Source organism: Micromonospora sp. NPDC049900 (assembly GCF_044461025.1).
GTDB lineage: Bacteria > Actinomycetota > Actinomycetes > Mycobacteriales > Micromonosporaceae > Micromonospora.
In genome coordinates, this window is record NZ_JBITKM010000014.1 from 45,541 (window position 1) to 69,350 (window position 23,810).

Consider the following 23,810-nt stretch of genomic DNA (forward strand, 5'->3'; position numbering starts at 1 on the left):
GGGGGCTCACACGATGGCGCGGAGCGCGAGCCGGGCCAGGGGCGCCGTCCGGTCGGTGCGGTGCTCGTAGTGGTCGGCTCCGGTGGCGACCGCGCTCACGCCCCGCACGCCGATGAACCGCAACGGTTCCGGCTCCCACCGGCGGGACGCGTTGTCCACCCAGCAGAGCCGCGTCTCCGGGCGGCTGACCCCGGCCACCAGCGCGGCCAGCGACCGGGCGGCCAGGTTGCTCAGCGCGATGCCCTCGCCGCCGTAACCGCCCGCGTGCCCGAGCCCGGTGTCCCGGTCGTAGACCACCTCGGGCTCGGTGTGCCGGTGCAGCCCGTACACCCCGCTCCAGCGGTGCGACACCGGCACGTCGGCGAGGTCGGGCAGCAGCTCGGCCAGGGTGCGGCGCAGCCGGTCGTGCGCCCGACGGTCGGCGACCCGGCCCCGGTCGGCGGCCGAGCCGAACCGGTAGTAGGCGCCCCGTCCGCCGAGCACCAGCCGGTCGTCGAGGGTGCGTTGCAGGTAGCCGAACTGGTAGCGGCCGTCGGCGACGGTCCGGTGGTCGGTCAGGCCGAGCCGCTGCCAGATCGCCTCGTCCAGCGGCTCGGTGGCCAGCACGTACGAGTGCAGCGGCAACACCCGGCGGGCGTGTCCGGGCAGCCGACCGGTGTACCCCTCGGTGGCGCAGAGCACCGACCGGGCGCGCACCGTGCCGGAGTCGGTGACCAGCAGGCCGGGGGCGATCCGCAGGGCCCGGGTCCGCTCGGCGACGCGGACCCCGCGACGTTCGACGGCGGCGAGCAGGCCGCGCGCGATGCGGGCCGGCTGCACGGCGGCGCAGTGCGGCGTGTACGCGGTGGCGCGTACCCCGGTCAGTCCGATCTGCGCGGCGGCCGACGGCCCGACGGTGAGCGTGAGGCCGGTGATGCCGAGCTTGTCGCGCACCTCCTGCCAGCCGCGCAGCCGGTCGACCTGTGGCGCGCTGCGCGCGACGTAGAGCGAGCCGTCGTGCCGCCAGTGCGCGTCGATGTCCTCGGCGGCGAACACCCGGCGCAACTCGTCGAGGGTGCGTTGACCGGCCCGGTACAGCCGCATCGCGGCCATCGGCCCGTGCCGGCGGATCAGACCGGGCAGCAGCGCCGGCATCTCGGCGGTGCACCAGCCCCCGTTGCGCCCGGAGGCCCCGAATCCGGCCCGCCCCGCGTCGACGACCACGATGGACAGCTCGGGGCGGTGCACGCCGAGGTAGTACGCGGTCCACAGGCCGGTGTAGCCGGCGCCGACGATCGCCACGTCGGCGGTGGTGTCGCCGTCCAGCGGCGGGCGGGGGGCGAGCTGGTCGGCGGGCAGTGAGTCGAGCCACAGCACCCGGTCGGCGACGCCGGTCGACAGCGGCGGGCGGGTCACGCCGCCGCCACCTCACGGGCCAGCGCCCGCCGGTCGATCTTGCCGACCGGCGTGTACGGCAGCGCGGGCGCGACGTGCAGCCGGTCGGGCAGCTTGAAGTCGGCCAGGCCGCGCTCGCGCAGGAAGTCGTGCAGGTCCCCGAGGGCGGGCGGGGTGTCCCGGGCGACGATCACCGCGCAGGTCTTCTCGCCGAGGCGGGCGTCCGGCACCGGCACCACGGCGGCGGTCCGCACCGCCGGATGCGCGATCAGGTGGGCCTCGACCTCGTCCACGGAGATCTTCTCGCCGCCCCGGTTGACCACGTCCTTGATCCGGCCGACCACGACCAGCCGTCCGGCGGCGTCGCGGCGGACCAGGTCGCCGGTGCGCAGGAAGCCGTCGGCGGTGAAGACCGTGCGGTTGTGTTCGGGCACCGCGTAGTACCCGCGCAGCGTGCACGGCCCCCGGGCGAGCAGTTCGCCGACCTCGCCGTCGGGCACGTCGCGATCGGCGTCGTCCACCACCCGCAGTTCGTCGGCCGGGCTCAACGGTGTGCCCTGGCTGGTCGCGGCGGCCTCGTCGCCCTCATCCGGGCGGGTGAAGCAGAGCACCCCCTCGGCCATCCCGAACCAGTGGGTGAGCGTGGCGCCGGTGGCCGGGCGCACCGTGCGGGCCACCTCCGGGCTGAGCGTGGCGCCACCCACCTCGATGACCAGCTTCGACAGGTCGGCGCCGAAGATTCCGGCGGTCTCGGTCCAGACCGGCAGCAGCGCCGGCATCAGCGTGGTCAGGGTGACCTGCTCGGCCGCGACCAGCGGGAACACCTCGTCCGGTGCCGGGGTGGCGGCGAGCACGGCCCGACCGCCGGCCCGCAGCGCCCCCAGCACGCCGGGGCAGCCGAGCGCGGCGTTGTGCGCCACCGGCAGCGCGGCCAGGTACGCCCCGTGCTCGTCGAAGCCCATCGCCTCGGCGGTGGCGCGAAGCTGGAACGCGTAGTCGTCGTGGGTGCGCGGGATCAGCTTGGGCAGGCCGGTGGTGCCGCCGGAGAGCAGGAAGAACGCCACCTGCGACGGGTCGGGGGCGGGTAGGTCCACCGGCGCGGCGTCGACGTCGCGCAACGCGGTCAGCTCCTGCGGGTCGCCGGCCACCAGCACGTGCCGGACCGAGGGCACCGCCTGGCGTACCGCCCGGGCCAGCTCCCGGTGGTCGGTACCGGCCAGCACGTCGGGCACCACCAGCGCCACCGCGTCGGCGTACTCGGCGAGATAGACCAGCTCGGCCCGGCGGTGGGCGGGCAGCGCCAGCACCGGCAGCGCGCCGAGTCGGAAAAGCGCCACACACGTCACCACGAAGTCGGGAGTGTTCGGCAGTTGCACGACCACCCGGTCACCGGGCCCGACGCCGAGCGCGACCAGGCCGGCGGCCAGTCGGTCGGCGCGGGTGTCCAGTTCGCGGTACGTGTGCCGGCCGTGCCGGGTCACCACCGCGATCCGGTCCGGGTCCCGCGCGGCCCAGGGTCGCAGCAGGTCACCGAGCACCTCGCCGCGCCAGATGCCGTCGCGGCGGTAGCGCTGCGCGAACTCGTCGGGCCAGGGGACGCATCCGGTCAGCATGCTCGGCCTCCAGGACGTGCCATCGGGGGACGCTACCCGCCGCAGCGGACCGCCCGACGCTATGCGACGTTTCTTCTCTCGCGCAAGTGTCTGTTGTTTCTGGTCGGCGAATCCTACATGCGTCATCTATCGTGGGCGTGCCCCGGCCAACCCGACGCGTGGGAGAAGACGATGTGGATAGTCGTGGACTACGACCGCTGTGACAGCCACGGGGTCTGCGCCGACAGCGCCCCGGAGGTGTTCGAGATCCGGGATGACGACCTCATGTACGTGCTGGTCGAGCAGCCGTCGGCGGAGCAGGTGCCGCAGGTCGAGACCGCGGTACGCGGCTGCCCGAAGCTCGCCCTGTCGTTGCGGGGGGAGTGAGCGTCGTGGCGGAGGCGGTGATCGTCGCGGCGGCGCGTACCCCGATCGGTCGGCGGGACGGGTGGCTGCGCGGACTCAAGGCGGTCGAGCTGCTGCGTACCGTGCAGCGGGAGGTGCTCGACCGGGTCGACCTGCCGGCCTCGGCGGTGGACCAGATCATCGGCGGTTGTGTCACCCAGGTCGGCGAGCAGAGTCTCAACGTGACCCGCAACGCCTGGCTGAGCACCGGGCTGGACCCGGAGGTCGCCTGCACCACCGTGGACGTGTCCTGCGGCTCGGCGCAGCAGGCCAACCACCTGGTCTCCGCGCTGATCACCGCCGGGGCGATCGACGTGGGGATCGCCTGCGGGGTGGAGTCGATGTCCCGGGTGCCGGTGGGCACCAACCTCTACCAGGGCCCCGGCCACTACAAGACCGACGACTACCCGTGGGACGACCCGCCCAGGGCGCAGTTCGGCGGCGCGGAGCGGATCGCCGCCAAGTACGGCGTCGACCGGGCCGCCGCCGACGCGTACGGGCTGCGGTCGCAACGACGTGCGGCGGCGGCCTGGGCACAGGGCCGCTTCGACGCCGAGGTGGTCGCGGTCCGCGCCCCCGGCCCCGACGGCGGCACCGTCGAGGTGACCCGGGACCAGGGCCTGCGCGAGAGCACCCCGGACGGGTTGGCCGCGCTCAAGCCCACCGTCGAGGGCGGCGTGCACACCGCGGGCAGCACCTCGCAGATCTCCGACGGCGCGGCGGCGATCCTGTGGATGTCGGCCGAGCGGGCCGCCGCGCTCGGGCTGCGGCCCCGGGCACGCCTGCTGCACCAGGTGGTCACCGGCTCCGATCCGGCCCTGCTGCTGGAGGGGCCGGTGGTGGCCACCCGCAAGATCCTGGACCGGGCCGGGATGCGGCTGTCCGACATCGACGTCGCCGAGGTCAACGAGGCGTTCGCGGCGGTGGTGCTCGGCTGGACGGCGGCACACGACGCCGACCCGGAACGGGTCAACGTCAACGGCGGCGCGATCGCCCTCGGTCACCCGCTGGGGGCCTCCGGCACCCGGCTGCTGGTCAGCGCGCTGCACGAGCTGGAACGCACCGACCGGGAGCTGGCCCTGGTCACCATGTGCTGCGGTGGCGCGCTGGGCACCGCATCGATCCTGCAACGGACGTGAGCGCGGTGCACGGGTCGTACCGCGAGGCCGGGGACTTCTATCGCGAGGCCCGCGAGGACCTGGCCGGACCGCTGGACGGGATCCGGGTGCTGGACGTGACGAAGGTCTGGTCCGGCCCGCTGACCAGCGCGATCCTCGCCGACATGGGTGCCGACGTGATCCGGGTGGAGCTGCCGCACGGACGCGACGGCGAGGTGCCGCCCCGGATCCCGGGCACCGGGCTGTCCTGGTTCCGGCAGACGGTCAACCGCAACAAACGCAGCGCCGGGCTCGACCTGCGCGAGACGGCCGGCCGGGAGACCTTCCTGCGGCTGGTCGCCACCGCCGACGTGGTGGTGGAGAACTACCGCCCCGGCACGCTCGACGGGTGGGGGGTGGGCTGGGCGCAGTGCCGGGCCGTCCGCCCCGAACTGGTCTTCGTCTCGATCTCCGGCTGGGGCCAGTACGGCGACCGGCGCACCGAGGCGGCCTACGACCCGATCGTGCAGGCGGCCAGCGGGTGGATGGCGCTCAACGGCCCGCCCGACGCCGGCCCGGTCCGGGCGCCGACGTTCCTCGCCGACGAGCTGGCCGGTCTGCACGGGGCGATCGGCGCGCTGGCCGCCCTCTGGCACCGCGCGCGCACCGGCGAGGGGCAGCACGTGGACGTGGCGATGTTCGACGCCATGCTCGCCGGGAGCGCCGGCCTGCACACCCTCGCCGCCGCCGGGCGTCCACCCGACAGGTGGGGCAACCAGACCGACTTCGTGGTGCCGTCCAACGTCTACGACTGCGCCGACGGGCAGATCTACCTCGCCGTCGCGCTGGACCGGCACTGGCGGGAACTGGCCGAGGCGATGGACCGCCCGGAGCTGGCCCGTGCGCCCGGGTTCGGCCGCGCGGCCGACCGGCTGGCCAACCGGGTCGAGGTGGACGCCGCGGTGGCCGGCTGGTGTCGGGGGCGACCGGCCGACGTCGTGGTCGCCGAGCTGGTCGCGCGGGGTCTGACCGTGTCCCGGGTGCGCAGCGTGGCCGAGGTGGCCGCCGATCCGTACCTGGCCCAGCGGGCGATGCTGCAACCCACTCTGCTCAGCGACGGCAGCACCGCTCCGATCGTCGGTCCGGCGGCGAAGTTCTCGCGTACCCCGACCCGGGTGCGGCACGGTGCGCCGGCCCCCGGGCAGCACACCGAGCAGGTGCTCGACGAGCTCGGTCTGGTGCCCGTCGAGACGGCAAAAAAAACATACGACACCACTTGCTGACCCCGTCGCCGGTGGGTCAGTATGTTGGCGCGGAACAGATACAACATACGCGTCAGTGGAGTGTTGTGTCGCGTTCGGTCGGCAGTCGTCCGACAGGGGAGGTTGGCTTGACCACTCAGCTTCGAGCTCTGGTGACCGGCGTCTCGCGGGGCATCGGGCGCGCGACGGCACTGCGGCTCGCCGAACAGGGCTACGCGGTGGCCGGTTGCTACAGCAGCGCCAGCGAGGCGGCGGCCAAGACCCGGGCCGAGGTCGCGGCGTTCGGAGTGCCGGTGCACTTCGCGCCCTGCGACGTGACCGACCTGGCCGCGGTGGAGGCGTTCGTCGGCGCCGCCGAGGAGGCGTTGGGGCCGATCGACTGTCTGGTCAACAACGCCGGCATCACCCGGGACAGCCCGCTGGTGCTCTCCACCGAGGCGGACTGGTCGGCGGTGCTCTCGACCAACCTGACCGGCACCTGGAACCTCTGCCGGGCGATGACCTTCCGCTTCATGAAGCGTCGGGCCGGCGTGGTGGTCAACATGTCCTCGGTGGCCGGCGTGTACGGCAACACCGGCCAGACCGCGTACGCCGCCAGCAAGGCCGGCATCATCGGCCTGAGCCGCTCGCTGGCCAAGGAGGTGGCCCGGTACGACATCCGGGTCAACGTGGTCGCCCCCGGCTTCATCGAGACCGACATGACCGACGCGCTCTCCGGCAAACTCCGCGAACAGGCACTCGGTCAGATCGCACTGCGCCGCTTCGGCCGCGCCGAGGACGTCGCCGACCTGGTGGAGTTCCTCTGCTCGCCGCGCGCCGGATACATCACCGGCCAGGTGTTCCAGGTCGACGGGGGGATCACGTTGTGAGCACCCCCACCGTCACCACCACCCGCCGCTGCCCGCCCGGTGCCGCCCCGCTGGCCGCCGTCGACGACCTCCAGGTCACCGCCGTCGGCGAGCACGTCGAGGTGATCGCCGCGGTGCCGGTCCGCCCGGACGACCCGAACCTGTGCGGTCACTTCCCCGGCTTCCCGGTCTTCCCCGGCGTGTTCGTCCTGGAGGCCCTCGCGCAGGCGGTCGACATCGCCCTGCGCGGTGCCGGTCGGCCCCGGCTGCGGACGCGCGCGGTCCAGGCCGTGCGGTTCCTGGCGCCGCTGCTGCCGCCGGACCGGTTGACCCTGGACATCAAGGCCGTCGCCGACGGACCCGACCGGTGGGCGGTGACCGCCTCCGGCCGCCGTGACGACGGCACCGTGACCGTGACGATGCGGGCCCGCTTCGACGGCGGCGACGTCGTCGAGCCGACCGGGCCCGACCCGTCGGGTTCGCCCACCGTCACCGGGGGAGGGCTCGGGCACCACCAGGTCCGGGCACTCCTGCCGCAGCGTTACCCGCTGCTGCTCGTCGACCGGGTCCTGGGGCTCGCGCCCGGCGACCGGATCGAGGCGGTCAAGACGGTCACCGCCACCGAGCCCTGCTACCGGGCCCTGACCGACGACGCGCCGCCGGGCGACTACGCCTATCCGGCGTCGCTGCTGGTGGAGTCGCTCGGGCAGACCGCCGCCCTGCTCTGGCTCACCGGGTCGAACACCCCGGTCGGCGACGAGCACGTGCTGATGTTCGTCGGGGCCCGCGACTTCACCTTCGACGGCGTCGCCTACCCCGGCGACGTGCTGCGTCACGTGGTCCACCTGGAACGGGTGATCGCCGACACCGCCTTCGCCACCGGCGAGACGTACGTCGGCGACCGCCGCATCGCCCGCGTCGGGACGCTGATGGCGGCCCGACGCCCGCGTACGGCGCTCACGGCCCCGGCCGGCGCCGAGACCGCCACCTCGGGAACCGTCGGCGTCCCCACCGGTCGGGACTCGTCCCCGCCCGGGGTGCCGCCGGCTTCGTCAAACCTCCGCTGGAAAGGCTGACCTGTCATGACGCAGACCGACCCCCGCATGGCCGAACTTCGCGAGATCGTGGCGGAGGTGCTGGAGCTCGAGCCGGAGGAGCTCACCGAGACCGGCGACTTCGCCGAGGACTACGAGGCCGACTCGCTGCGGGCGATCGAGATCCTGGCGCGGATCGACAAGAAGTTCAAGATCGAGATTCCGCAGTCGGAGTTGCCGCAGCTCAACAACCTCAAAGCGGTCTACGACGCGGTGGTGCGTCACTCAGCCGACCAGGCCTGAGCATGAACCGGGTCGTGGTGACCGGGCTCGGCCCGGTGTCCAGCATCGGGATCGGCGTCTCCGCGTTCACCGACGGCCTGCGCGCGGGCCGGTCCGGGATCTCACCGATCCGCAGCTTCGACGCCAGCGGCTTCCCCCACCGCAACGCCGGGGAGGTTCCCGGGTTCCGCCCGGAGGCGCTGCTGGACCGGATCGACGTGGCGCGGTGGGGGCGGTCCGCGCAGTTCGCGGCCGCCGCCGCACGACTGGCCCTGGCCGACTCCGGCCTGGACCCGTCGGCGGTCGCGCCGGAACGGGCCGGGGTGGTGGTCGGCACCACCAGCGGCGAGTCGGTGGTGGTCGAGGCGGTGACCGCCCAACAGGTCGAGTCCGGCTTCGAGGGCATGGACCCGGACCTGCTGCGGCAGGTGCCGGCGGGTCGGCTCGCCCACGCGGTGAGCACCGAACTCGACCTGGCGGGGGAGTCGCTCACCCTGGCCACCGCCTGCTCGGCCAGCAACTACGCGATCGGCTACGCGTACGACATGCTGGCCACCGGCGAGGCGGAGGTGATGTTCGCCGGTGGCGCGGACTCGGTCTGCCGCTGGGCGCACGCCGGCTTCTACCGGCTGGGCGCGCTCACCGCCGACGCCTGCTCGCCGTTCGACCGGGACCGTTCCGGCATCCTCACCGGCGAGGGCGGGGCGATCCTGATGCTGGAGACCCTCGACCACGCCCGTGCCCGGGGCGCACGGATCTACGCCGAGGTCCTCGGGTACGGCGTCAACTGCGACGCCAACCACCCCGTCGCACCGGACCGGGGCAGCATCGCGGCCTGCATGCGCGCCGCGCACCGCAACGCCTCGGTCAAACCGGCCGACGTGGACTACATCTGCGCCCACGGCACCGGCACCCCCGCCAACGACTCGGTGGAGGCCCAGGCCATCTTCGACGTCTTCGGTGACCGGGTGCCCCCGGTCAGCTCGATCAAGTCGATGATCGGGCACACCATGGGCGCGGCGAGCGGCTTCGGAGCCATCGCCGGGACGCTCGCCATCGCGCACGGGTTCCTGCCACCCACGATCAACTGGGCCAATCCGGACCCGGCCCTCGCCGGGCTGGACCCGGTGCCGAACACCGCCCGGCGGGCCGGGGTCCGGGTGGTGCAGAACAACGGGTTCGCCTTCGGCGGCAACAACGCCATCGTCCTGATCGGAGCCGTCGAATGAACGGGGTCGTGGTCACCGGATGGAGCGCGGTCAGCCCGGCCGGGGTGGGCCGTACCGCGCTGACCGAACGCCTGGCCGCCGTCGCGGCGGGCGTCCCGGCCGGCGGAGCGGGCGAGCCGCCGCGGGCCGAACCGGTCGACGTGACCACGCTGAGCGAGGAGCCGTTGCCCACCCCGACCGGACACGCGCTGGTCGACTTCGACGTCCGCAGCCACCTGGGCCGCAAGGGCACCAGCTTCTACGACCGGGCCACCGCGCTGTCCGTGGTGGCGTGCGGCGACGCGCTGCGCGACGCGGGCGTGGAGGTGGACGACACCAACCGCGCCCGGCTCGGCCTGGTGCTCGGCACCTCGCTGGGCAGCTTCCGCTCCACCAGCGACTACACCCGGGAGACGCTGGTCCAGGAGAAGCCGTACCTGGTCAACCCGGTGCTGTTCCCCAACACGGTGATGAACTGCGCGGCCGGGCAGGCCGCCATCCGGCACGGCCTGCGCGGGGTCAACGCCACGGTGGCGACCGGCTCGCTGGCCTTCCTCGACGCGCTGCGCTACGGCAGCAACGCCATCGCCCGGGGCTACGTGGACGCGATGCTGGTCGGTGCGGTGGAGGAGTTCAGCCCGCACCGGGCCTGGACCACCTGGCTGACCGGGCGCCCCGAGCAGCCGGTGCCGACCGGGGAGGCGGCCGTGGTCTTCGTGCTCACCCGCGCCGAGCGGCCCGCCTGGGCCGGCGTGCGCCGGGAGGCCGAGGTGCTCGCGTTGGCCACCGCGTACGGCCCGGGTGGCGGCCCGGCCGCCGACCGGGCGTTGACCGGGTGCGTCTCCCGGGCGGTCCGCCGGGCCGGCGTCGACCCGGCCGAGGTGGACTGCGTGCTGACCGGCGAGACCGCCGAGGACGACACCGACGAGTTCGACCCGGCCTGCGCGGCGCTCGGCCAGGTGCCGACCCGGATCCGGGCCAGCCGCCTGTTCGGGCGCTGCGACGCGGCCACCGGCGGGCTCGCGCTGGCCACCTTCCTCGCCACCGCACCGACCGGCGACACGCCGCGACTGGCGCTGATCACCTCACGCAGCCCGGACGGCGGCACCGCTGCCGCCATCGTCAGGGGGTGGCCGGGTGCCGGCGCGTCTGACCGCTAGCGAGCTGCGCACCTGCCTCGGCGACGGGGACCGGACCTTCGCCGGCCTGCTCGCCGGGACCAGCGGGATCGGTCCGCTGCGCCACGGTGCACCGGCCGCGCTCAACGTGGCCCACGGCTACCACATCGACGACGGCGCGGAGCGGGCCTTCGCGGCCAGCCGCTGGGTGGCCGAGTGCGCCGCACGGGCGGTCGCCGCCGGTGCGCTCGACCCCCGCCGCCGCCGCGTGGTCGCCCTGGTCGGCACCGGCCTGCGGGAACTGGCCGCGGTGGAGGCGTACGCCACCGGCGGCGACGCGTTCGCCGCCCACCGGCTGCACTTCGGCGACGCGGTGCACGCGGCCGTGCCCGGCCTGCGGGAGGTGGTGACCGTCAGTAACGCGTGCAGCGCCGGAGGCCACGTCCTGGCCCTCGCCGAGGACCTGCTCATGCTCGGCGACGCCGACGCGGTGCTGGTCTGCGGCGTCGACGCGACCACCGAGTCGATGCTGGCGATGATCGGCCGCGTCGTCGACCATCCCACCGAGACGGTCCGGCCCTTCGACGCCGACCGGCAGGGCGTCCTGCTCGGCGACGGCGCCGCCGCGGTCGTGCTGGTGCCCGACGACGACCCCCGACCCGCACTGGCCCGGGTGGTGGCCACCGGGCTGTCCTGCGACGCCCACCACGAGACCGCCCCGTCGGTGGCCGGGATCACCCGCGCGATGTGCGACGCGCTGACCCGCGCCGGGCGGGAGCCGGCCGAGGTCGACCTGGTCGTGGCGCACGGCACCGGCACCGCCCTCAACGACCCGGCCGAGTGCGAGGCGCTGCGGCAGGTGCTGGTCAGCGGCGGCGCGGACCCGCTGGTGACCGCCGTCAAGGGGGCCACCGGGCACACCTCCGGGGCCGCCGCGCTGGTCAACCTCGACGTGGCACGCCGCTGCCTGAGTCAACGCCGGGTGCCGCCGGTGGTGGGGTTGCGTCGCCCGCTGCCCGAGGGCGCCGGCCTGCGGTTCGCCACCGAGGCGACCGGGCACACCGCCCGGCTGGTCCAGTCCGACGCGTTCGGCTTCGGCGGCGTCAACGCCGTCACCCTGGTGGAGGCCCCGTGACCGGCCCACTGACCGCCCCCGCCCCGACCCGGTCCACCACCGCCCCGGTGACCGTGCGGATGGCCGGGTGGAGCCTGCACCTGCCCGAGGCGACCGGTCTCGCCGCCGACCTGGCCGCGTGGTCCGGCGCGTCGGCGTCGCGGCTGACCACCGCCCTGGCCGACGCGGTACCCGCCGACCGCGCCCATCTGGTCCTGGGCCGCAAGGGACTGCTCTACAAGGAACCCGCCACCCGGTTGGCGCTCTGCGCCGTGCACCGCGCGCTCGGCCTGCCGCCCGGCCGCCACCCGACCGACGGCGTCGACCCCCGGACCGCGGTGGTGGTCGCCGGCAACCTCGGCAACGTTGCCACCGTCGCCGACCTGGCCCGCACCGTGCACGCCGAGGGCGGTCGCGCGGTCAGCCCACTCGCCGCCCCGAACGCGTCCAGCAACGTGGTGGCCAGCACCGTGGCGCTCTGGTTCGGGCTCGGCGCGGCGAACCTGATGGTCTGCTCCGGCGCCACCGCCGGTCTGGACGCGGTCCGCGCGGCGATGCTGCTGCTGCGGGCCGGACGGGCCGATCGGGTGCTGGTGGTGGGTGCCGAACCGGCCGACGAGGTGGCCACCGAACTGCACCAGGCGGGTCGCCCGGCTTTCCCGCTGCGCGCCGGTGCCGCCTGCCTGGTGCTCACCACCACCGCCGTACCCGGCACCGGTCCCGTGCTCGGGGGGTCCGACGGGCGGGCCGCGTACCGCCGGATCGGGCCGGGCGGTTTCGACCCGGCGGCCCGCTGGGGGGACTGCTACGGCGCGGCCGGCGTGGTGAACCTGGCGCTGGCCGCGACGCTGCTGGACGCCGGAGCGTCCGGCCCGGTCGCGGTCGCCTGCGGCGACGACACCGACGGCGTACGCGAACTGCTCCTCGCCGCCGCCCCCGGAGCCGGACGATGACCCCGGCCCCGGCGCTGCACGAGCTGACTCCCGGCGCACCCGGGGGAGACCTGGTGGTGCTCGCCCACGGCCTGGAGGACTCCTGGGAGTCGTGGCGACCGCTCGCCCGCGCCTTCGACCCCCGCTGGCACGTGATCGCCCTGGACCTGCCGTGGCGGGCCGGCAACGACTACCGCTGGCGTCGTCGGGGCAGCCCGGCACAGTGGCTCGCCGCCGGGCTGGCCGAGCTGCCCCGACCGGCGGACACCGTCGTCGCGCACTCCTTCGGCGCGAACGCGACGCTGGAACTGCTGGCCGCCGGCCGACCGGCGGCTCGCGCGACGGTGCTGATCTGCCCGCTGTACTGCCCGCCCGAACAGCCGATCACCTGGCAGGTCTTCGACCGGGCCCGGCGCACCTTCGACCGGCACGTCCGCGACGGGCTGCGGCTGCGCGTCGGGGCGCGACTGCGCAAGTTGGACGCCGGGTTGCTCGACGCGATGTTCGCCAAGGCCATCGACCGGATCGGTCCGGCCGGCTTCCTCACCGTGTTCGACCAGTTCGTCAACAGTGGCGGGCTGGCGTTGACCACTGTGGACACCCCGACGTTGATCCTGGCCGGCGGGGCCGACCCGACGCTGTCCCCGGCTGCCGCCGCCACGCTGGGCCGGGACATGCCCCGGGCCACCCTGCTGGTGCACGAGCACTACGACCACTTCTGCCACGTCCGCCACGCCGACGAGGTCGCGGAGCAGGCCGCCCGGTTCGTCGGTGAGGCGAACCGGGTGACGGTACGTCCCTGACGACAGGAGCAGCCACCATGACCAGTGCGCCCACCGCCCCGCTGACCGTCCTGGTCGGGCGGCCCCGGTACGAGGGGGCCAACATCCGCACCTGGATCGGCTTCAAGCACTTCATCTATCTGGTCGAGGAGGCGGTGCTGCAGTGGCTGCGCGAGCGCGGACCCGGTGCCCGTGACCTCTTCCACGAGTTCGGCCTCGGTGTCGAGATCGTCGACTGTTCGGTGCAGTTACCGGCGGTGCTGGAGGTCGACGACGAGGTCCGGGTGGAGGTCACCGGGGAGTCCGCCGGTCGGCTGACGGTGCGGATGACGGTGGTCCGCGACGACCGCGAGCAGGTGGTGCTGCGCGGCAAGGTCCGGGTGGCGCTGGTCGTCGAACCCGCCGCCACCGCCTCCGCGCCCGCCCCCGCCCACCTGGCGGACCTGGTCGTGCCGACCCTGGGTGCCGCCGCGACGGTGGCCCGCCCCGACCACCGGCCGATCCGGCCCGGCGAGACGGTCGCCGACGTGCTCACCCCGGTCGGCTCCCGCTCGTTCCTGTGGAGCTGGCGGGCCCCCTACTTCTACTGCCACTTCTCCGACCGGGTGCAGCACTCCGGCTACGTGCGGGCGCTGGAGGAGGTGGTGGACCGCTTCCTGGCCGCCCGGGGCATCTCGGTGGGTCGACTGGTCCGCGAGCGCGCCTGGATCCCGGTGGTGTCCCGGGCCCGGGTCCGGATGGTCGAGGCGGCCCGGATGGAGGAGGACGTGCACACCGTCCTGACCGTCACCGACGTGCTGCGCGGGGTCATGTTCGACGCGCGGATGGACTGCTACGTCCGGCGCGGCGAACGGCTGGTGCACACCGCGACCGCGAGCATCCTGCACGGATACGCGATCAGCGCCGGACCGAACGCCGGCGACCTGGCCGAGTTCGACGACGAGGTGCTGCGCGCGCTGGCCGGGGGTGTGGCGTGAAACGGCGGCCCCGGCTGTACTTCTCCTTCCGCAGCCCGTATAGCTGGCTGGCGGTGCACCGGCTGCGCGTCGCGGTGCCGGACTTGTTCGCGCAGGTCGACTGGTACCCGTACTGGGACCCGGACGAGAAGACCACCGCGGCGCTGGCCGAGCGGGGCGCCGAGCTGCACTACGTGCAGATGAGCCGGGCCAAGCACCGCTACCTGCTGGTGGACACCAAGCGGCTGGCGCAGCGGGCCGGCCTGCCGATGGCCTGGCCGATCGACGTGGACCCGTGGTGGGACCTGCCGCACCTGGCCTGGCTGCTGGCCCGCCGCGAGGGTCGGGCGGTGCCCTTCTACGACGCGCTGGTGGCGGCCCGCTGGGAGCGCGGCGAGGACATCTGTACCCAGGAGGTGGTCGCCCGCGCCGCCGCCGAGGCGGGGGTCGACCCGGTGGCCGCACAGCACGCCCCGCAGGACGAGACGCTGCGCGCCGAGGGCGTCGACTGCCTGGCCGCCGCGTACGACGACGACATCTTCGGCATCCCGTACCTGCGCTTCGGTCGGCACCGGTTCTGGGGACTGGACCGGGTGGACCACTTCCTGTCCGAGTGGCGACCGGAGACCACCCCCACGGCGGAGGCGAGTCCCGCCGTGCCGGCGGCGGTGCTGGCCGGTGCCGCCTTCGACACCGACACCGCGGGAGGCTGCGGATGACCGGACGTACGCCGGCCGAGGAGCGCCTGCGTCGGCAGCGGCAACTGGCGGCGACCTGCCGGCTCTTCGCTCGGTACGGGTTCGACGAGGGCGCCGGGGGCCACGTCACGGCCCGGGACCCGGAGCACCCGGACCGGTTCTGGATCAACCCGTTCGCGATGCACTTCGGACACGTCCGGGTCAGCGACCTGCTGCTGGTGGACGCGGGCGGGGAGGTGCTTCAGGGCACCGGGCGGATCAACCCGGCCGGGTACGTCATCCACTCCCACGTGCACGCCGCGCGTCCCGACGTGGTCGCCGCCGCGCACACCCACTCCACCCACGGGCGGGCCTGGTCGGCGTTGGGTCGGCCGCTGGATCCGATCACCCAGGACGCCTGCGCCTTCTACCAGGACCACACGGTGTTCGGCGACTACACCGGTGTGGTGCTCGCCGACGAGGAGGGCAAGCGGATCGCCGACGCGCTCGGCGACACCAAGGCGGTGGTGCTGCGCAACCACGGGCTGCTGACCGTCGGCGGCTCGGTGGCGGAGGCGGCCTGGTGGTTCATCGCCATGGACCGCAGCGCGCAGGTGCAGTTGCTGGCCGAGGCGGCGGGCCGACCGATCCTGATCGGCCCGGACGAGGCCGCCGAGACGCGGCGCGTCATCGGCACCCCGGGGATCGCCCGGCTGAACTTCCGGCCGCTGTACGCCGACATCGTGCGGGCCCAGCCGGACCTGCTGGACTGAGCCGGAGGGACGCGATGGCCGTACTGCTGAGGGACCTGGCCGGGGCCACCGGCGAGCCGGCGCTGTCCGACGCCGACGGTGAGCTGGACTGGCCCGACCTGGACGCGCGGGTCAACCGGTGGATCCGGTTGCTGCGCGCCGAGGGGCTGCGGGTCGGCGACACCATGGCGGTGGTCTGCGGCAACCGGCGGGAGACGATCGAGGCGCTGCTGGCCGCCCTGCACACCGGGGTGACGGTGGTGCCGGTCAACTGGCACCTGACCGCGCCGGAGATCGCGTACCTGTTGGCGGACTCGGAGAGCCGACTGGTGCTGACCGAGCCGGCCTACGCGTCCGTGGTGGACCAGGCGGTGCGGACCGCCGCCGTGCGGGTACGGCAGCTCGTGACGGGGGAGCGCGACGTCGGCGACGCGGTCGCGGTCGAGCCGAGGCTGGCGGGGCTCGCCGCCGACGAGCCGCCGGAGCAGGTCTGCGGCTCCACCATGCTCTACACCTCGGGCACCACCGGCGCGCCCAAGGGGGTGCGCAACGGACTGTTCCGCGCCGAGGCGCCGTTCGGGCGGGTGGAGCGGCTGCTGGCGTACGCCGGGCACGCCCTGCACGTGCCGGCGCGCGGCGCGGTGCTGCTGGTCGGTCCCTGGTACCACTCGGCGCAACTGTTCTTCGCGCTGCTGCCGCTGCTGCGCGGCAGCCGACTGGTGTTGCACGAGCGTTTCGACCCGCAGGCGTTCCTGGCCGCGGTGGCCGCGCACCGGATCACCGCCTGCCATCTGGTGCCGACCCAGTTCGTTCGGTTGCTGCGGCTGGACGACGCGTTCCGGGCCGCCGCCGACGTGCGCAGCCTGCGGGTGGTGTGGCACGGCGGCGGGCCCTGCCCGGTCGAGGTGAAACGACGGATGATCGAGTGGTGGGGGCCGGTGGTGGTCGAGTACTACGCGGCGACCGAGGCGGGGGTGGTCACGCTCATCGACGCCGAGCAGTGGCTGCGCCGACCGGGCAGCGTCGGCCGGGCGGTGCCGCCCAACGAGGTGGTCATCCTCGACCCGGACGGAGCGGTGCTGCCGCCCGGCCGCCCGGGCCGGGTCTTTGTGCGCCGGGCCGGGAAGACGTTCGAATACCACAACGCCCCGGAGAAGACCCGTGACGCGCATCTGGGTCCCGGCGTCTTCACCTACGGCGAAACCGGTCACCTGGACGAGGAGGGCTACCTCTATCTGACCGGGCGGGCCCGCGACCTGATCATCTCCGGTGGGGTGAACATCTACCCGGCCGAGGTGCAGGCGGTGCTCCAGGAACACCCGGCGGTCCGGGACGCGGCGGTGACCGGGGAACCCGACGACGAGTACGGCGAGCGGGTGGTGGCGGTCGTCGAACTCGACCCGCACCGGCTCGACCCGGCCGCCGCCCCCCAGGTGCTGGAGGCGTTCTGCCGCCGGTCGCTGGCCGGGTTCAAGGTGCCCCGCCGGTGGCGGTTCGTCGCCGAGCTGCCGCGCGACGGCACCGGCAAACTGCGTCACGACGTGCTGCGTGAGCTGCTGCGCCCACAGACCGCGGCGGGACGCTCGTGAGCCCGGTGGCGCAGCGTCCGGACGTGGCGCACCCGGCCACGTACGGCACCGGTGTGCCGCACACCGAGTTCGCCCGGATGCGCCGCGAGGAACCGGTGTCCTGGGTGCCCGAGCCGGCACTGTGGCGGCGCGGCGGCGGTGGCCGGATGCTCAGCCAGGGGTCGGGTTTCTGGGCGGCCACCAGTCACGAGGCGGTGGTCGCCGCGTCCCGGGCACCGGAGCTGTTCTCCTCGGGCCGCAGGGGCGCGTTCCTGCCCGATCCGCGTACCCCCGCCGACCTGGAGCAGGCCCGTCAGCTCCTGGTCAACATGGACGCGCCGCAGCACTCGCGGATCCGCCGGCTGGTCACCTCGGTGTTCACCCCACGGGCGGTGCGGGCGCTGCACGACAGTGTCGCCGCGCACGCGCACGACCTGGTCCGGCGCGCGGTCGCCGCGGACGAGTGCGACGTGGTCGCCGACCTCGCCGCCGAGCTGCCCCTGCTGGTCCTCGCCGACCTGCTCGGGCTGCCGCGCGAGGACCGGCACCTGCTCTACCGGTGGAGCAACAACCTGGTCGGCTTCGACGACCCGGAGTACGGCGGCGGGGACGTGGAGGCGTACCGCACGACGTTCGTCGAGGCGTTCCAGTACGCCCTCTCGGTGGCGGGTGAGCGGCGTCGGTCGCCGCGGGACGATCTGATGACCCTGCTGGCGACCAGCGAGGTGGACGGTCGACGTCTGACCGACCGCGAGTTCTGTAGCTTCTGGCTGCTGCTCGTGGTGGCCGGCAACGAGACGACCCGACACCTCATCTCCGGTGGTGTGTCGGCACTGCTGGCCGCTCCGGCACAACGGGACCGGCTGGCGAGGGACATGTCGCTGTTACCGACCGCGACGGAGGAGCTGTTGCGGTGGGTGACGCCGATCATGCAGTTCCGGCGTACCGTCACTGAGGACACCGAGTTGTGCGGTCGGGCCGTCGCCGAGGGCGACAAGGTCGTGCTCTGGTACGTCTCGGCCAACCGCGACGGTGCCGTCTTCGACGACCCGGACGTCCTGCGGTTGGACCGGAATCCCAACCCACACCTGTCGTTCGGCATGGGGCCGCACTTCTGTCTGGGTGCCCATCTGGCCCGGTTGGAGGCGCAGGCGATGCTGCGGGAACTGGTGCCGCACCTGGCTCGTTTCGAGGCGACCGGACCCGCCGTCCGACTGGAAAGCAACTTCGTGAACGGGCTCAAGTCATTGCCCGGACGCTTCACTCCGGACGGCTTCACCGGGCCGGAGGGGGCGTGAAGCAGTTGTTAACTACCGACGGTGATATCGTCATATGCCGGGTCGCTTCTGTGAGTAGGCCGCTCAATCCGCTAATCTGGTGTGAAGCGTTCAACCACCACACTGCCGGAGTGTGCAGTGTGATGTGACGAACAGCGGAGGGTGGCGATGAGTGACTACACAATCACGATCCGGGCCGAGGGTGCCGACACGGAGACCGTTATCTGTGTCGACATCGACGATTCCACGCCGCGCGTGGTCGAACTCGTGATGCGCGCCGGCAGCGGCATCTCGGCGCCGACGCTTCCCTCCTTCGACCTGAATCTCTTACTACGCGCGCTGTTCCCGGCCGGCGGCGCGCCCGTGACTCCCGCCTCCGTCGTCGAGTCGCCCACCGAGGTCACCGCCACCGAGCAGGCCTTCACCCCGGCCACCGGCAACCGGTCCGTGCGCTCCGGCGCCAACCGCGCCGGCTCCGGCACGACGCGACGCCGGACCGAGGCGGCGGTGCCGAAGGGGCGGGTCTACCGGCGGATGCCGGAGGACGTCGTCGAGGTCTTCAACCGCACCGGCACGGTCACCGCGGTGGCCGAGCACTACGGGGTGCCCCGGCACACCGCGCAGGGCTGGATCGGCCGGCTGCGCCGTCGGGGCGGGTTCTCCGCCGCCTCCTGACCGTACGTCCTCGGGTGGCCGCCGACCGGCCACCGGAGGACGTCAGGGCGTCGCCCAGGGTGACCTTGGTGGTGGCGCGGGATCAGACCGTGACGTGACCGGCGGGTCGGCGCTGCGCCACCGCACCGGCCTCGACCTCGGTCGCCGTCAGCGCGGCCTGCCGCAACTGCGCCACGGCCTCGTCGAGACTCTCGAAGATCGGGAACACCCCGTCGAGCTTCATGGTGTGCAGCACCGTGCGGATGAACCGCGACGGCGCGGCCAGGCACAACCGCCCGCCCCGCTCGCGTACCTCCCGGTGGGCCCGCACCAGCAGGCCGAGTCCGGCGGAGTCGATGACCTGCACCCCGTCCAGGTTCACCACGACCGTGCCGTGCACGTCGACCGCCTGCCGCAGCGCGACCCGCAACGCGTCCTCGGGACCGGCCGTGGTCCCGTCGCCGACGGCGACCACCGGCGTCTCGTCGGCGCCGCCCACACCGATCGGCGTACGGTCGGCGCGCGGCGCCGGCCCGGCCGGCAGGGCACTGCACCGGGGGCAGCGGTGCGGACCGGTGGCGAACGGGGAGCCGCTCCACCCGTGATCCGACACCAGCGTCCAGACCACCTCCGCGTCGGGCAGCACACACGCGGTGCCGGTGGTGGTGTCACCGCAGACGTCGCAGATCAGGGTCATCAGGTTGTCGTCCGGTACGACGGTCATTCTGCTTCCTCTCCGGTGCCGCAGCCGTGCGGCCGGGACACGGACTCGGGGGGCGTCGGTGCGGTGCGCCGTCGCCGTACGGACTTCTCAGAGGGAGTCGGAACGTTCCTTGCCGGCGGTGGCGACCACGATCACCACACCGACCGCGGCGAGACCGGCCTGCGCGACCAGCCCCAACAGGCTGAATCCACGGAGGCCGGCCAGCCAGGCACTGATCGCGCCGAGCAGTGCGATGACCGCGCCGATGGTCATCGTGAGCCACAGCGGCACGGCGGGACGGCCGGGGACGACGAGCCGGCCCACGGCACCGACGACGAGACCGACGACTAGGGCCGCGGCGATCCCGGCGATGGTCATGCTGCTCCTCGTACTCGCGATGTCGTGCGTCGGCGGCGGTGGGTCAGGTGCGTACGGTCACGGCCGCCCGGCCGTACCCGGCCGGCTGCGGCGCGGCCCCGGGCTGCCGGGGCGGCACCACACCGGGTGCGGCCGGTGTGGTGCCGGGCGGTGTACCGGCGTCGTCGACCAGCTCCGGCGACGTCCCGGTCGCGCCGTGCACCGGCAGGATCCGGTCCAGCCGGGCGGTCTGCAGGATGCGCGTGATGCGGGGGTTGGGGTTGCGTACCGCCAGGACCCCGCCGAGGCGCAGCATCCGTCGGTGCAGGTCGAGCAGCAGGCCGATGGCGGCGGCGTCGATGTGCCGGCAACCGGCCAGGTCGATCACGACCTGCTGCGGCCGTAGGGCCAGCAACTGGTCGAAGACCGCGCCGGTCTCCGGCAGGCAGGCCAGGTCGAACTCGGTGATGGCCACCTCGACCAGCGGCACCGCGCATTCGGGGCGTCGTGGCGTGGTCACGTCGAGAGCCCCCTTCCTGATAACCCGAGGCCGGTTCTCACCCTGCCCAGCGGGCTTGGCGGGCACCGCGCGGACGTATGACAGTTGCGTGACAAAAGCCGCGCAGGTCGATGGCGGTTGGCCGCCCGGCCAGGGCTTGGGGATGATGCCGGTATGACAGCGGTACTGGTGATCGAGGACGACGACCGGATCCGGTTGGCGCTGCTGCTCGCCCTGGAGGACGAGGGCTACGAGGCCCGGGGCGCGGCCACCGCCGAGGAGGGGCTGCGCTCGCAGCGCCGGGACCCGGCCGACTACGTCCTGGTCGACCTGATGCTGCCCGGCATCGACGGCTTCGAGGGCATCCGTCAGCTCCGTCGCGACGACGACGTGCCGATCGTGGTGGTCAGCGCCCGCGACGACACCCATGACATCGTCGCCGCGTTGGAGGCCGGTGCCGACGACTACGTCGTCAAGCCGGTGGCGATCAAGGAACTGACCGCCCGGCTGCGGGCCCTGCGCCGCCGGGCCCGCACGGTGGCCCCGGTGGAGGCGTCGGTGCCGGTGCTCGCCTTCGGCGAACTGGAGGTCAGCCCGGAGGCGGGGGAGGTACGCCGGTCCGGTACCCCGGTCGCGGTCACCCGCACCGAGTTCCGGCTCCTCTGTGAGCTGGCCGAACACGCCGGGCGGGTGCTCTCCCGGCAGCAGTTGCTCAGCCGGGTGTGGGGCTACGACACCGGCGACGAGCGGCTCGTCGACGTGCACGTGGGTCGACTCCGCCAGAAGATCGAGATCGATCCGGCCAACCCCCGGCACCTGGTGACGCTGCGCGGGCTCGGCTACAAGCTACAGAGATGAGACCCCGTCTCGGTCTGCGCGCCCGGGTCACCGCCGCGTTCGCCGTCGGCGCGCTGTCGCTGTCCGCCTCGATGGCCCTGGTGTCGTACGAGCTGACCCGCCGGACCCTGCTCGACGAGCGGGAACGCACCGTGCTGCGGGCGGCGTACTACGACGCGGAGGTGGTCCGGGCGGGCCTGGCCACCGACGAGCCGGACGTGGCGGAGGCGCTGCGCGCGCTGGACACCGGCACCAGCCGGCGGGCGGTGCTGTACTTCAACGGCGAGTGGTACGGCCGGCGGGCCGACACCGGCACCACGCCCGCGATCCCGCAGCGGTTGCAGGATCTGGTGATGGCCGGTGAGCCCGCCGTGCAACGTGTCCGGGTCGCCGACCAGCCGGTGGTGCTGGTGGGCGTGCCACTGTCGGACTCGGCGGCGTTCTACGAGATCGTCTCGCTGCGGGAGTTGGACCAGACCTTCCAGGTGCTCGCGTTGGCGCTCACCGCCGTCGCGATCGTGGTGGCCGGGTCCGGTGCGGCGCTCGGCTGGTACGCCACCCGGCACGGGCTGCGTCCGCTCACCGCCGTCGCCGACGCCGCCGAGCGGATCGCCGCGGGTGACTTCACCACCCGGCTCGCCCCGGACACCGACCCGGACCTGACCCGGCTCTCCACCTCGTTCAACCGGATGGTGGACGAGTTGGCCCGTCGCATCGACCGGGACCGGCGGTTCGCCGCCGACGTCAGCCACGAGCTGCGTTCGCCGTTGCAGACGCTCGCGGCGGCCGCCAGCGTGCTCAGCAAGCGGCGGGAGAACCAGGACGAGCGGACCACCACGGCGGCCCGGCTGGTGGCCGACGAGATCGTCCGGTTCCAGCAGCTCGTCAACGACCTGCTCGACCTGGCGCGCAGCGACCAGCCGACACACCGCGAGCCGGTCGACGTCGGCGCGCTGGCCCGGCAGGCGTGCCGGGACCGCGACCTGCCCGAGTCGATGGTGCGCCTCGGTCCGGACACCCCGGACACCTGGCAGGTGGACCGGCGACGCGTCGCGCAGGTGTTGACCAACCTGCTCGACAACGCCGAGCGTTACGGCGCCGGCCCGGTGGCGGTGCGGCTGTCCCGCGACGGGGACACCGGTGTGGTGGAGGTCGACGACGAGGGACCGGGGGTGCCGATGGAGGACCGGAAGGCGATCTTCGACCGCTTCGTGCGCGGCCGGGCGGCCAACTTCCGTGGCGGCGGCGACGGCACCGGCCTGGGGCTCGCGCTGGTGGCCCAGCACGCCGCCGCGCACGGCGGTGACGCCACGGTCAGCGACCGCCCCGAGGGCGGCGCCCGGTTCCGGATCACGCTGCCGGGCAGCTTCGGATGAGGCGTACCGCCGGGCGGATCGCGGTCGCCCTCCTGCTGACCCTGGTCGCCGCGTGCGGGGTGCCCGCCGAGGACCAGCCCCGGACGGTGACGCCGCCGCCAGGCCCGTTCCCGTACACCGCGACGGCCGCCCCCACCGCGGCGGAGACCGGGGCCCTCACCGAGCTGCTCTACTTCTCGCGCGACGACCGGCTGGTGCCGGTGACCCGCCGGGCCGACCAGGCGCCCACCCCCGACGAGCAGCTCCGGGACCTGCTGGCCGGGCCGACGCCGGGGGAGCGGGACGACGGCGTCGGCAGCGCGCTGCCCGGGGCGCTGAGCACCGCCGTGGTGCAACTCGTCGACGGGCAGGCCCGGGTGACGGTCGCCCCGGCCGGTGCCGACACCGGCCGCAGCGACGAACTGCTCGCGTACGGGCAGATCGTCAGCACCCTCAGCGCCCGCCCCGACGTGTCGGCGGTGATCTTCCTGGACGGTGACGGCACCCCGCTGCGGGTGCCCCGGGCCGACGGGTCGCTCTCGGCGGCCCCCCTCACCTCCGCCGACTACGCGGTGCTCGTCAGCCCTCGATGACGGGAGTTCCACGGCTTCGTGACGGTTGCGTGACAAACACCGCAGTCCCCGGGCGGCGGCGTTTGACCGACACGGCGGTAGGGGCACCACGTCGGCACACCAAAAGCGCGAAGGGACGGCTCTCGTGGAAATCACCGGTTTCTTCATGGCCATCATCATCGGTCTGGTCATCGGCGCGCTCGGCCGGCTCGTGGTGCCGGGCCGGCAGCGGATCCCGATCCTCTTGACGATCTTGATCGGTATCGTGGCCGCGATCCTCGGCACGGTGGTGGCCGGACTGCTGGGCGTGGACGACACCGCCGGCATCGACTGGATCGAGCTGTTCATCCAGGTGGCGTTCGCCGCGGTCGGTGTGTCGATCGTCGCCGGGGCGTACGGTCGCCGACGCTGATCCTCCTCCGCTCGTCGGGGCCCCCCCCGGGGCGGGCCCCGGGGGGGGGGCGGCGGGGGGGGGGGGGGGGGGGCCCCCGGCGGGCGGGGGGGGGGGGCGGGGGGGTTCGTTTTTGGGGCCCGGAATGGTGAGGACGCGAGAGG

Annotated in this window: 26 protein-coding genes; 21 read left to right on the forward strand and 5 right to left on the reverse strand. The window is 73.9% G+C overall.

What is annotated here, in order from left to right; all coding sequences use genetic code 11:
* Window positions 1-6: 6 nt before the first annotated feature.
* Window positions 7-1,395 (reverse strand): NAD(P)/FAD-dependent oxidoreductase, encoded by a 1,389-nt coding sequence (locus ACIBMZ_RS24605; RefSeq protein ID WP_396697594.1) that lies wholly within the window; start codon window positions 1,393-1,395, stop codon window positions 7-9.
* Window positions 1,392-2,987: a (2,3-dihydroxybenzoyl)adenylate synthase gene (locus ACIBMZ_RS24610; RefSeq protein ID WP_396697596.1), complete on the reverse strand. Its 1,596-nt coding sequence runs from the start codon at window positions 2,985-2,987 to the stop codon at window positions 1,392-1,394. Before ACIBMZ_RS24610 ends, ACIBMZ_RS24605 begins: the two co-directional genes overlap by 4 nt.
* A 171-nt stretch (window positions 2,988-3,158) precedes the next feature.
* On the opposite strand from ACIBMZ_RS24610, the gene ACIBMZ_RS24615 reads away from it, so the two are divergent.
* The 17 genes from ACIBMZ_RS24615 (at window position 3,159) to ACIBMZ_RS24695 (ending at window position 18,953) form a co-directional block, all read left to right on the forward strand.
* Complete coding sequence (locus tag ACIBMZ_RS24615; protein ID WP_131054439.1) at window positions 3,159-3,353, forward strand: ferredoxin; 195 nt, start codon at window positions 3,159-3,161, stop codon at window positions 3,351-3,353.
* A gap of 5 nt (window positions 3,354-3,358) precedes the next feature.
* Complete coding sequence (locus tag ACIBMZ_RS24620) at window positions 3,359-4,510, forward strand: steroid 3-ketoacyl-CoA thiolase (RefSeq protein ID WP_396697599.1); 1,152 nt, start codon at window positions 3,359-3,361, stop codon at window positions 4,508-4,510.
* Window positions 4,507-5,751 carry a CaiB/BaiF CoA transferase family protein gene (locus ACIBMZ_RS24625; protein WP_396697601.1) on the forward strand — a complete coding sequence of 415 codons (1,245 nt, stop codon included), beginning with the start codon at window positions 4,507-4,509 and terminating at the stop codon, window positions 5,749-5,751. Before ACIBMZ_RS24620 ends, ACIBMZ_RS24625 begins: the two co-directional genes overlap by 4 nt.
* 107 nt (window positions 5,752-5,858) lie before the next feature.
* A complete protein-coding gene (gene fabG / locus ACIBMZ_RS24630; RefSeq protein ID WP_396697603.1) occupies window positions 5,859-6,599 on the forward strand; it encodes a 3-oxoacyl-[acyl-carrier-protein] reductase in 741 nt (246 codons plus the stop codon).
* Window positions 6,596-7,654, forward strand: a complete 1,059-nt coding sequence (locus ACIBMZ_RS24635; protein ID WP_396697605.1) for a 3-hydroxyacyl-ACP dehydratase FabZ family protein — start codon at window positions 6,596-6,598, stop codon at window positions 7,652-7,654. Before fabG ends, ACIBMZ_RS24635 begins: the two co-directional genes overlap by 4 nt.
* Before the next feature lie 6 nt (window positions 7,655-7,660).
* The gene (locus ACIBMZ_RS24640; protein ID WP_117227778.1) at window positions 7,661-7,915 is read left to right on the forward strand and encodes an acyl carrier protein; all 255 of its coding nucleotides are present in this window, start codon (window positions 7,661-7,663) and stop codon (window positions 7,913-7,915) included.
* 2 nt (window positions 7,916-7,917) lie between these two features.
* Window positions 7,918-9,123 carry a beta-ketoacyl-[acyl-carrier-protein] synthase family protein gene (locus ACIBMZ_RS24645; RefSeq protein ID WP_396697607.1) on the forward strand — a complete coding sequence of 402 codons (1,206 nt, stop codon included), beginning with the start codon at window positions 7,918-7,920 and terminating at the stop codon, window positions 9,121-9,123.
* Entirely contained in the window at window positions 9,120-10,262 is a 1,143-nt protein-coding gene (locus tag ACIBMZ_RS24650) for a beta-ketoacyl synthase N-terminal-like domain-containing protein (protein WP_396697609.1), read from the forward strand. The genes ACIBMZ_RS24645 and ACIBMZ_RS24650 overlap by 4 nt, the downstream gene beginning before the upstream one ends.
* A complete protein-coding gene (locus tag ACIBMZ_RS24655; protein ID WP_396697611.1) occupies window positions 10,240-11,355 on the forward strand; it encodes a beta-ketoacyl synthase N-terminal-like domain-containing protein in 1,116 nt (371 codons plus the stop codon). The genes ACIBMZ_RS24650 and ACIBMZ_RS24655 overlap by 23 nt, the downstream gene beginning before the upstream one ends.
* Window positions 11,352-12,287 (forward strand): beta-ketoacyl synthase N-terminal-like domain-containing protein, encoded by a 936-nt coding sequence (locus ACIBMZ_RS24660; protein WP_396697613.1) that lies wholly within the window; start codon window positions 11,352-11,354, stop codon window positions 12,285-12,287. Before ACIBMZ_RS24655 ends, ACIBMZ_RS24660 begins: the two co-directional genes overlap by 4 nt.
* Complete coding sequence (locus ACIBMZ_RS24665; protein WP_396697615.1) at window positions 12,284-13,069, forward strand: alpha/beta fold hydrolase; 786 nt, start codon at window positions 12,284-12,286, stop codon at window positions 13,067-13,069. The genes ACIBMZ_RS24660 and ACIBMZ_RS24665 overlap by 4 nt, the downstream gene beginning before the upstream one ends.
* 17 nt (window positions 13,070-13,086) lie before the next feature.
* Window positions 13,087-14,025, forward strand: a complete 939-nt coding sequence (locus tag ACIBMZ_RS24670; RefSeq protein ID WP_396697617.1) for a thioesterase family protein — start codon at window positions 13,087-13,089, stop codon at window positions 14,023-14,025.
* Window positions 14,022-14,723: a 2-hydroxychromene-2-carboxylate isomerase gene (locus ACIBMZ_RS24675; protein WP_396697619.1), complete on the forward strand. Its 702-nt coding sequence runs from the start codon at window positions 14,022-14,024 to the stop codon at window positions 14,721-14,723. Before ACIBMZ_RS24670 ends, ACIBMZ_RS24675 begins: the two co-directional genes overlap by 4 nt.
* The gene (locus ACIBMZ_RS24680) at window positions 14,720-15,454 is read left to right on the forward strand and encodes a class II aldolase/adducin family protein (protein WP_396697621.1); all 735 of its coding nucleotides are present in this window, start codon (window positions 14,720-14,722) and stop codon (window positions 15,452-15,454) included. The genes ACIBMZ_RS24675 and ACIBMZ_RS24680 overlap by 4 nt, the downstream gene beginning before the upstream one ends.
* Window positions 15,455-15,468: 14 nt before the next feature.
* Window positions 15,469-17,022, forward strand: coding sequence for an AMP-binding protein (locus ACIBMZ_RS24685; protein ID WP_396697623.1), 1,554 nt, complete (start codon window positions 15,469-15,471; stop codon window positions 17,020-17,022).
* A 5-nt stretch (window positions 17,023-17,027) separates the two neighbouring features.
* Window positions 17,028-18,299 (forward strand): cytochrome P450, encoded by a 1,272-nt coding sequence (locus ACIBMZ_RS24690; RefSeq protein WP_396697625.1) that lies wholly within the window; start codon window positions 17,028-17,030, stop codon window positions 18,297-18,299.
* Between the two features lie 147 nt (window positions 18,300-18,446).
* Window positions 18,447-18,953 carry a hypothetical protein gene (locus ACIBMZ_RS24695; protein WP_396697627.1) on the forward strand — a complete coding sequence of 169 codons (507 nt, stop codon included), beginning with the start codon at window positions 18,447-18,449 and terminating at the stop codon, window positions 18,951-18,953.
* A gap of 82 nt (window positions 18,954-19,035) precedes the next feature.
* Here the strand turns inward: ACIBMZ_RS24695 and ACIBMZ_RS24700 are convergent, their stop codons facing one another.
* From ACIBMZ_RS24700 to ACIBMZ_RS24710, 3 genes are all read right to left on the reverse strand, one after another.
* Complete coding sequence (locus ACIBMZ_RS24700) at window positions 19,036-19,656, reverse strand: STAS domain-containing protein (RefSeq protein ID WP_396697629.1); 621 nt, start codon at window positions 19,654-19,656, stop codon at window positions 19,036-19,038.
* Between the two features lie 87 nt (window positions 19,657-19,743).
* The gene (locus ACIBMZ_RS24705) at window positions 19,744-20,013 is read right to left on the reverse strand and encodes a GlsB/YeaQ/YmgE family stress response membrane protein (RefSeq protein WP_117227765.1); all 270 of its coding nucleotides are present in this window, start codon (window positions 20,011-20,013) and stop codon (window positions 19,744-19,746) included.
* 43 nt (window positions 20,014-20,056) lie between these two features.
* Entirely contained in the window at window positions 20,057-20,512 is a 456-nt protein-coding gene (locus ACIBMZ_RS24710; RefSeq protein ID WP_396697631.1) for an STAS domain-containing protein, read from the reverse strand.
* A gap of 153 nt (window positions 20,513-20,665) precedes the next feature.
* Here ACIBMZ_RS24710 and ACIBMZ_RS24715 point away from each other — a divergent pair, with 153 nt between their 5' ends.
* The 4 genes from ACIBMZ_RS24715 to ACIBMZ_RS24730 all read left to right on the forward strand — a co-directional run bounded on the left by ACIBMZ_RS24715 (window position 20,666) and on the right by ACIBMZ_RS24730 (window position 23,667).
* On the forward strand, window positions 20,666-21,349 hold the full coding sequence (locus ACIBMZ_RS24715; RefSeq protein WP_396697633.1) for a response regulator transcription factor: 684 nt from the start codon (window positions 20,666-20,668) through the stop codon (window positions 21,347-21,349).
* Window positions 21,346-22,704 (forward strand): sensor histidine kinase, encoded by a 1,359-nt coding sequence (locus ACIBMZ_RS24720; RefSeq protein WP_396697635.1) that lies wholly within the window; start codon window positions 21,346-21,348, stop codon window positions 22,702-22,704. The genes ACIBMZ_RS24715 and ACIBMZ_RS24720 overlap by 4 nt, the downstream gene beginning before the upstream one ends.
* A complete protein-coding gene (locus tag ACIBMZ_RS24725) occupies window positions 22,701-23,276 on the forward strand; it encodes a GerMN domain-containing protein (protein ID WP_396697637.1) in 576 nt (191 codons plus the stop codon). The genes ACIBMZ_RS24720 and ACIBMZ_RS24725 overlap by 4 nt, the downstream gene beginning before the upstream one ends.
* 124 nt (window positions 23,277-23,400) lie before the next feature.
* Window positions 23,401-23,667: a GlsB/YeaQ/YmgE family stress response membrane protein gene (locus ACIBMZ_RS24730; RefSeq protein ID WP_396697639.1), complete on the forward strand. Its 267-nt coding sequence runs from the start codon at window positions 23,401-23,403 to the stop codon at window positions 23,665-23,667.
* The last annotated feature ends 143 nt before the right edge of the window (window positions 23,668-23,810 follow it).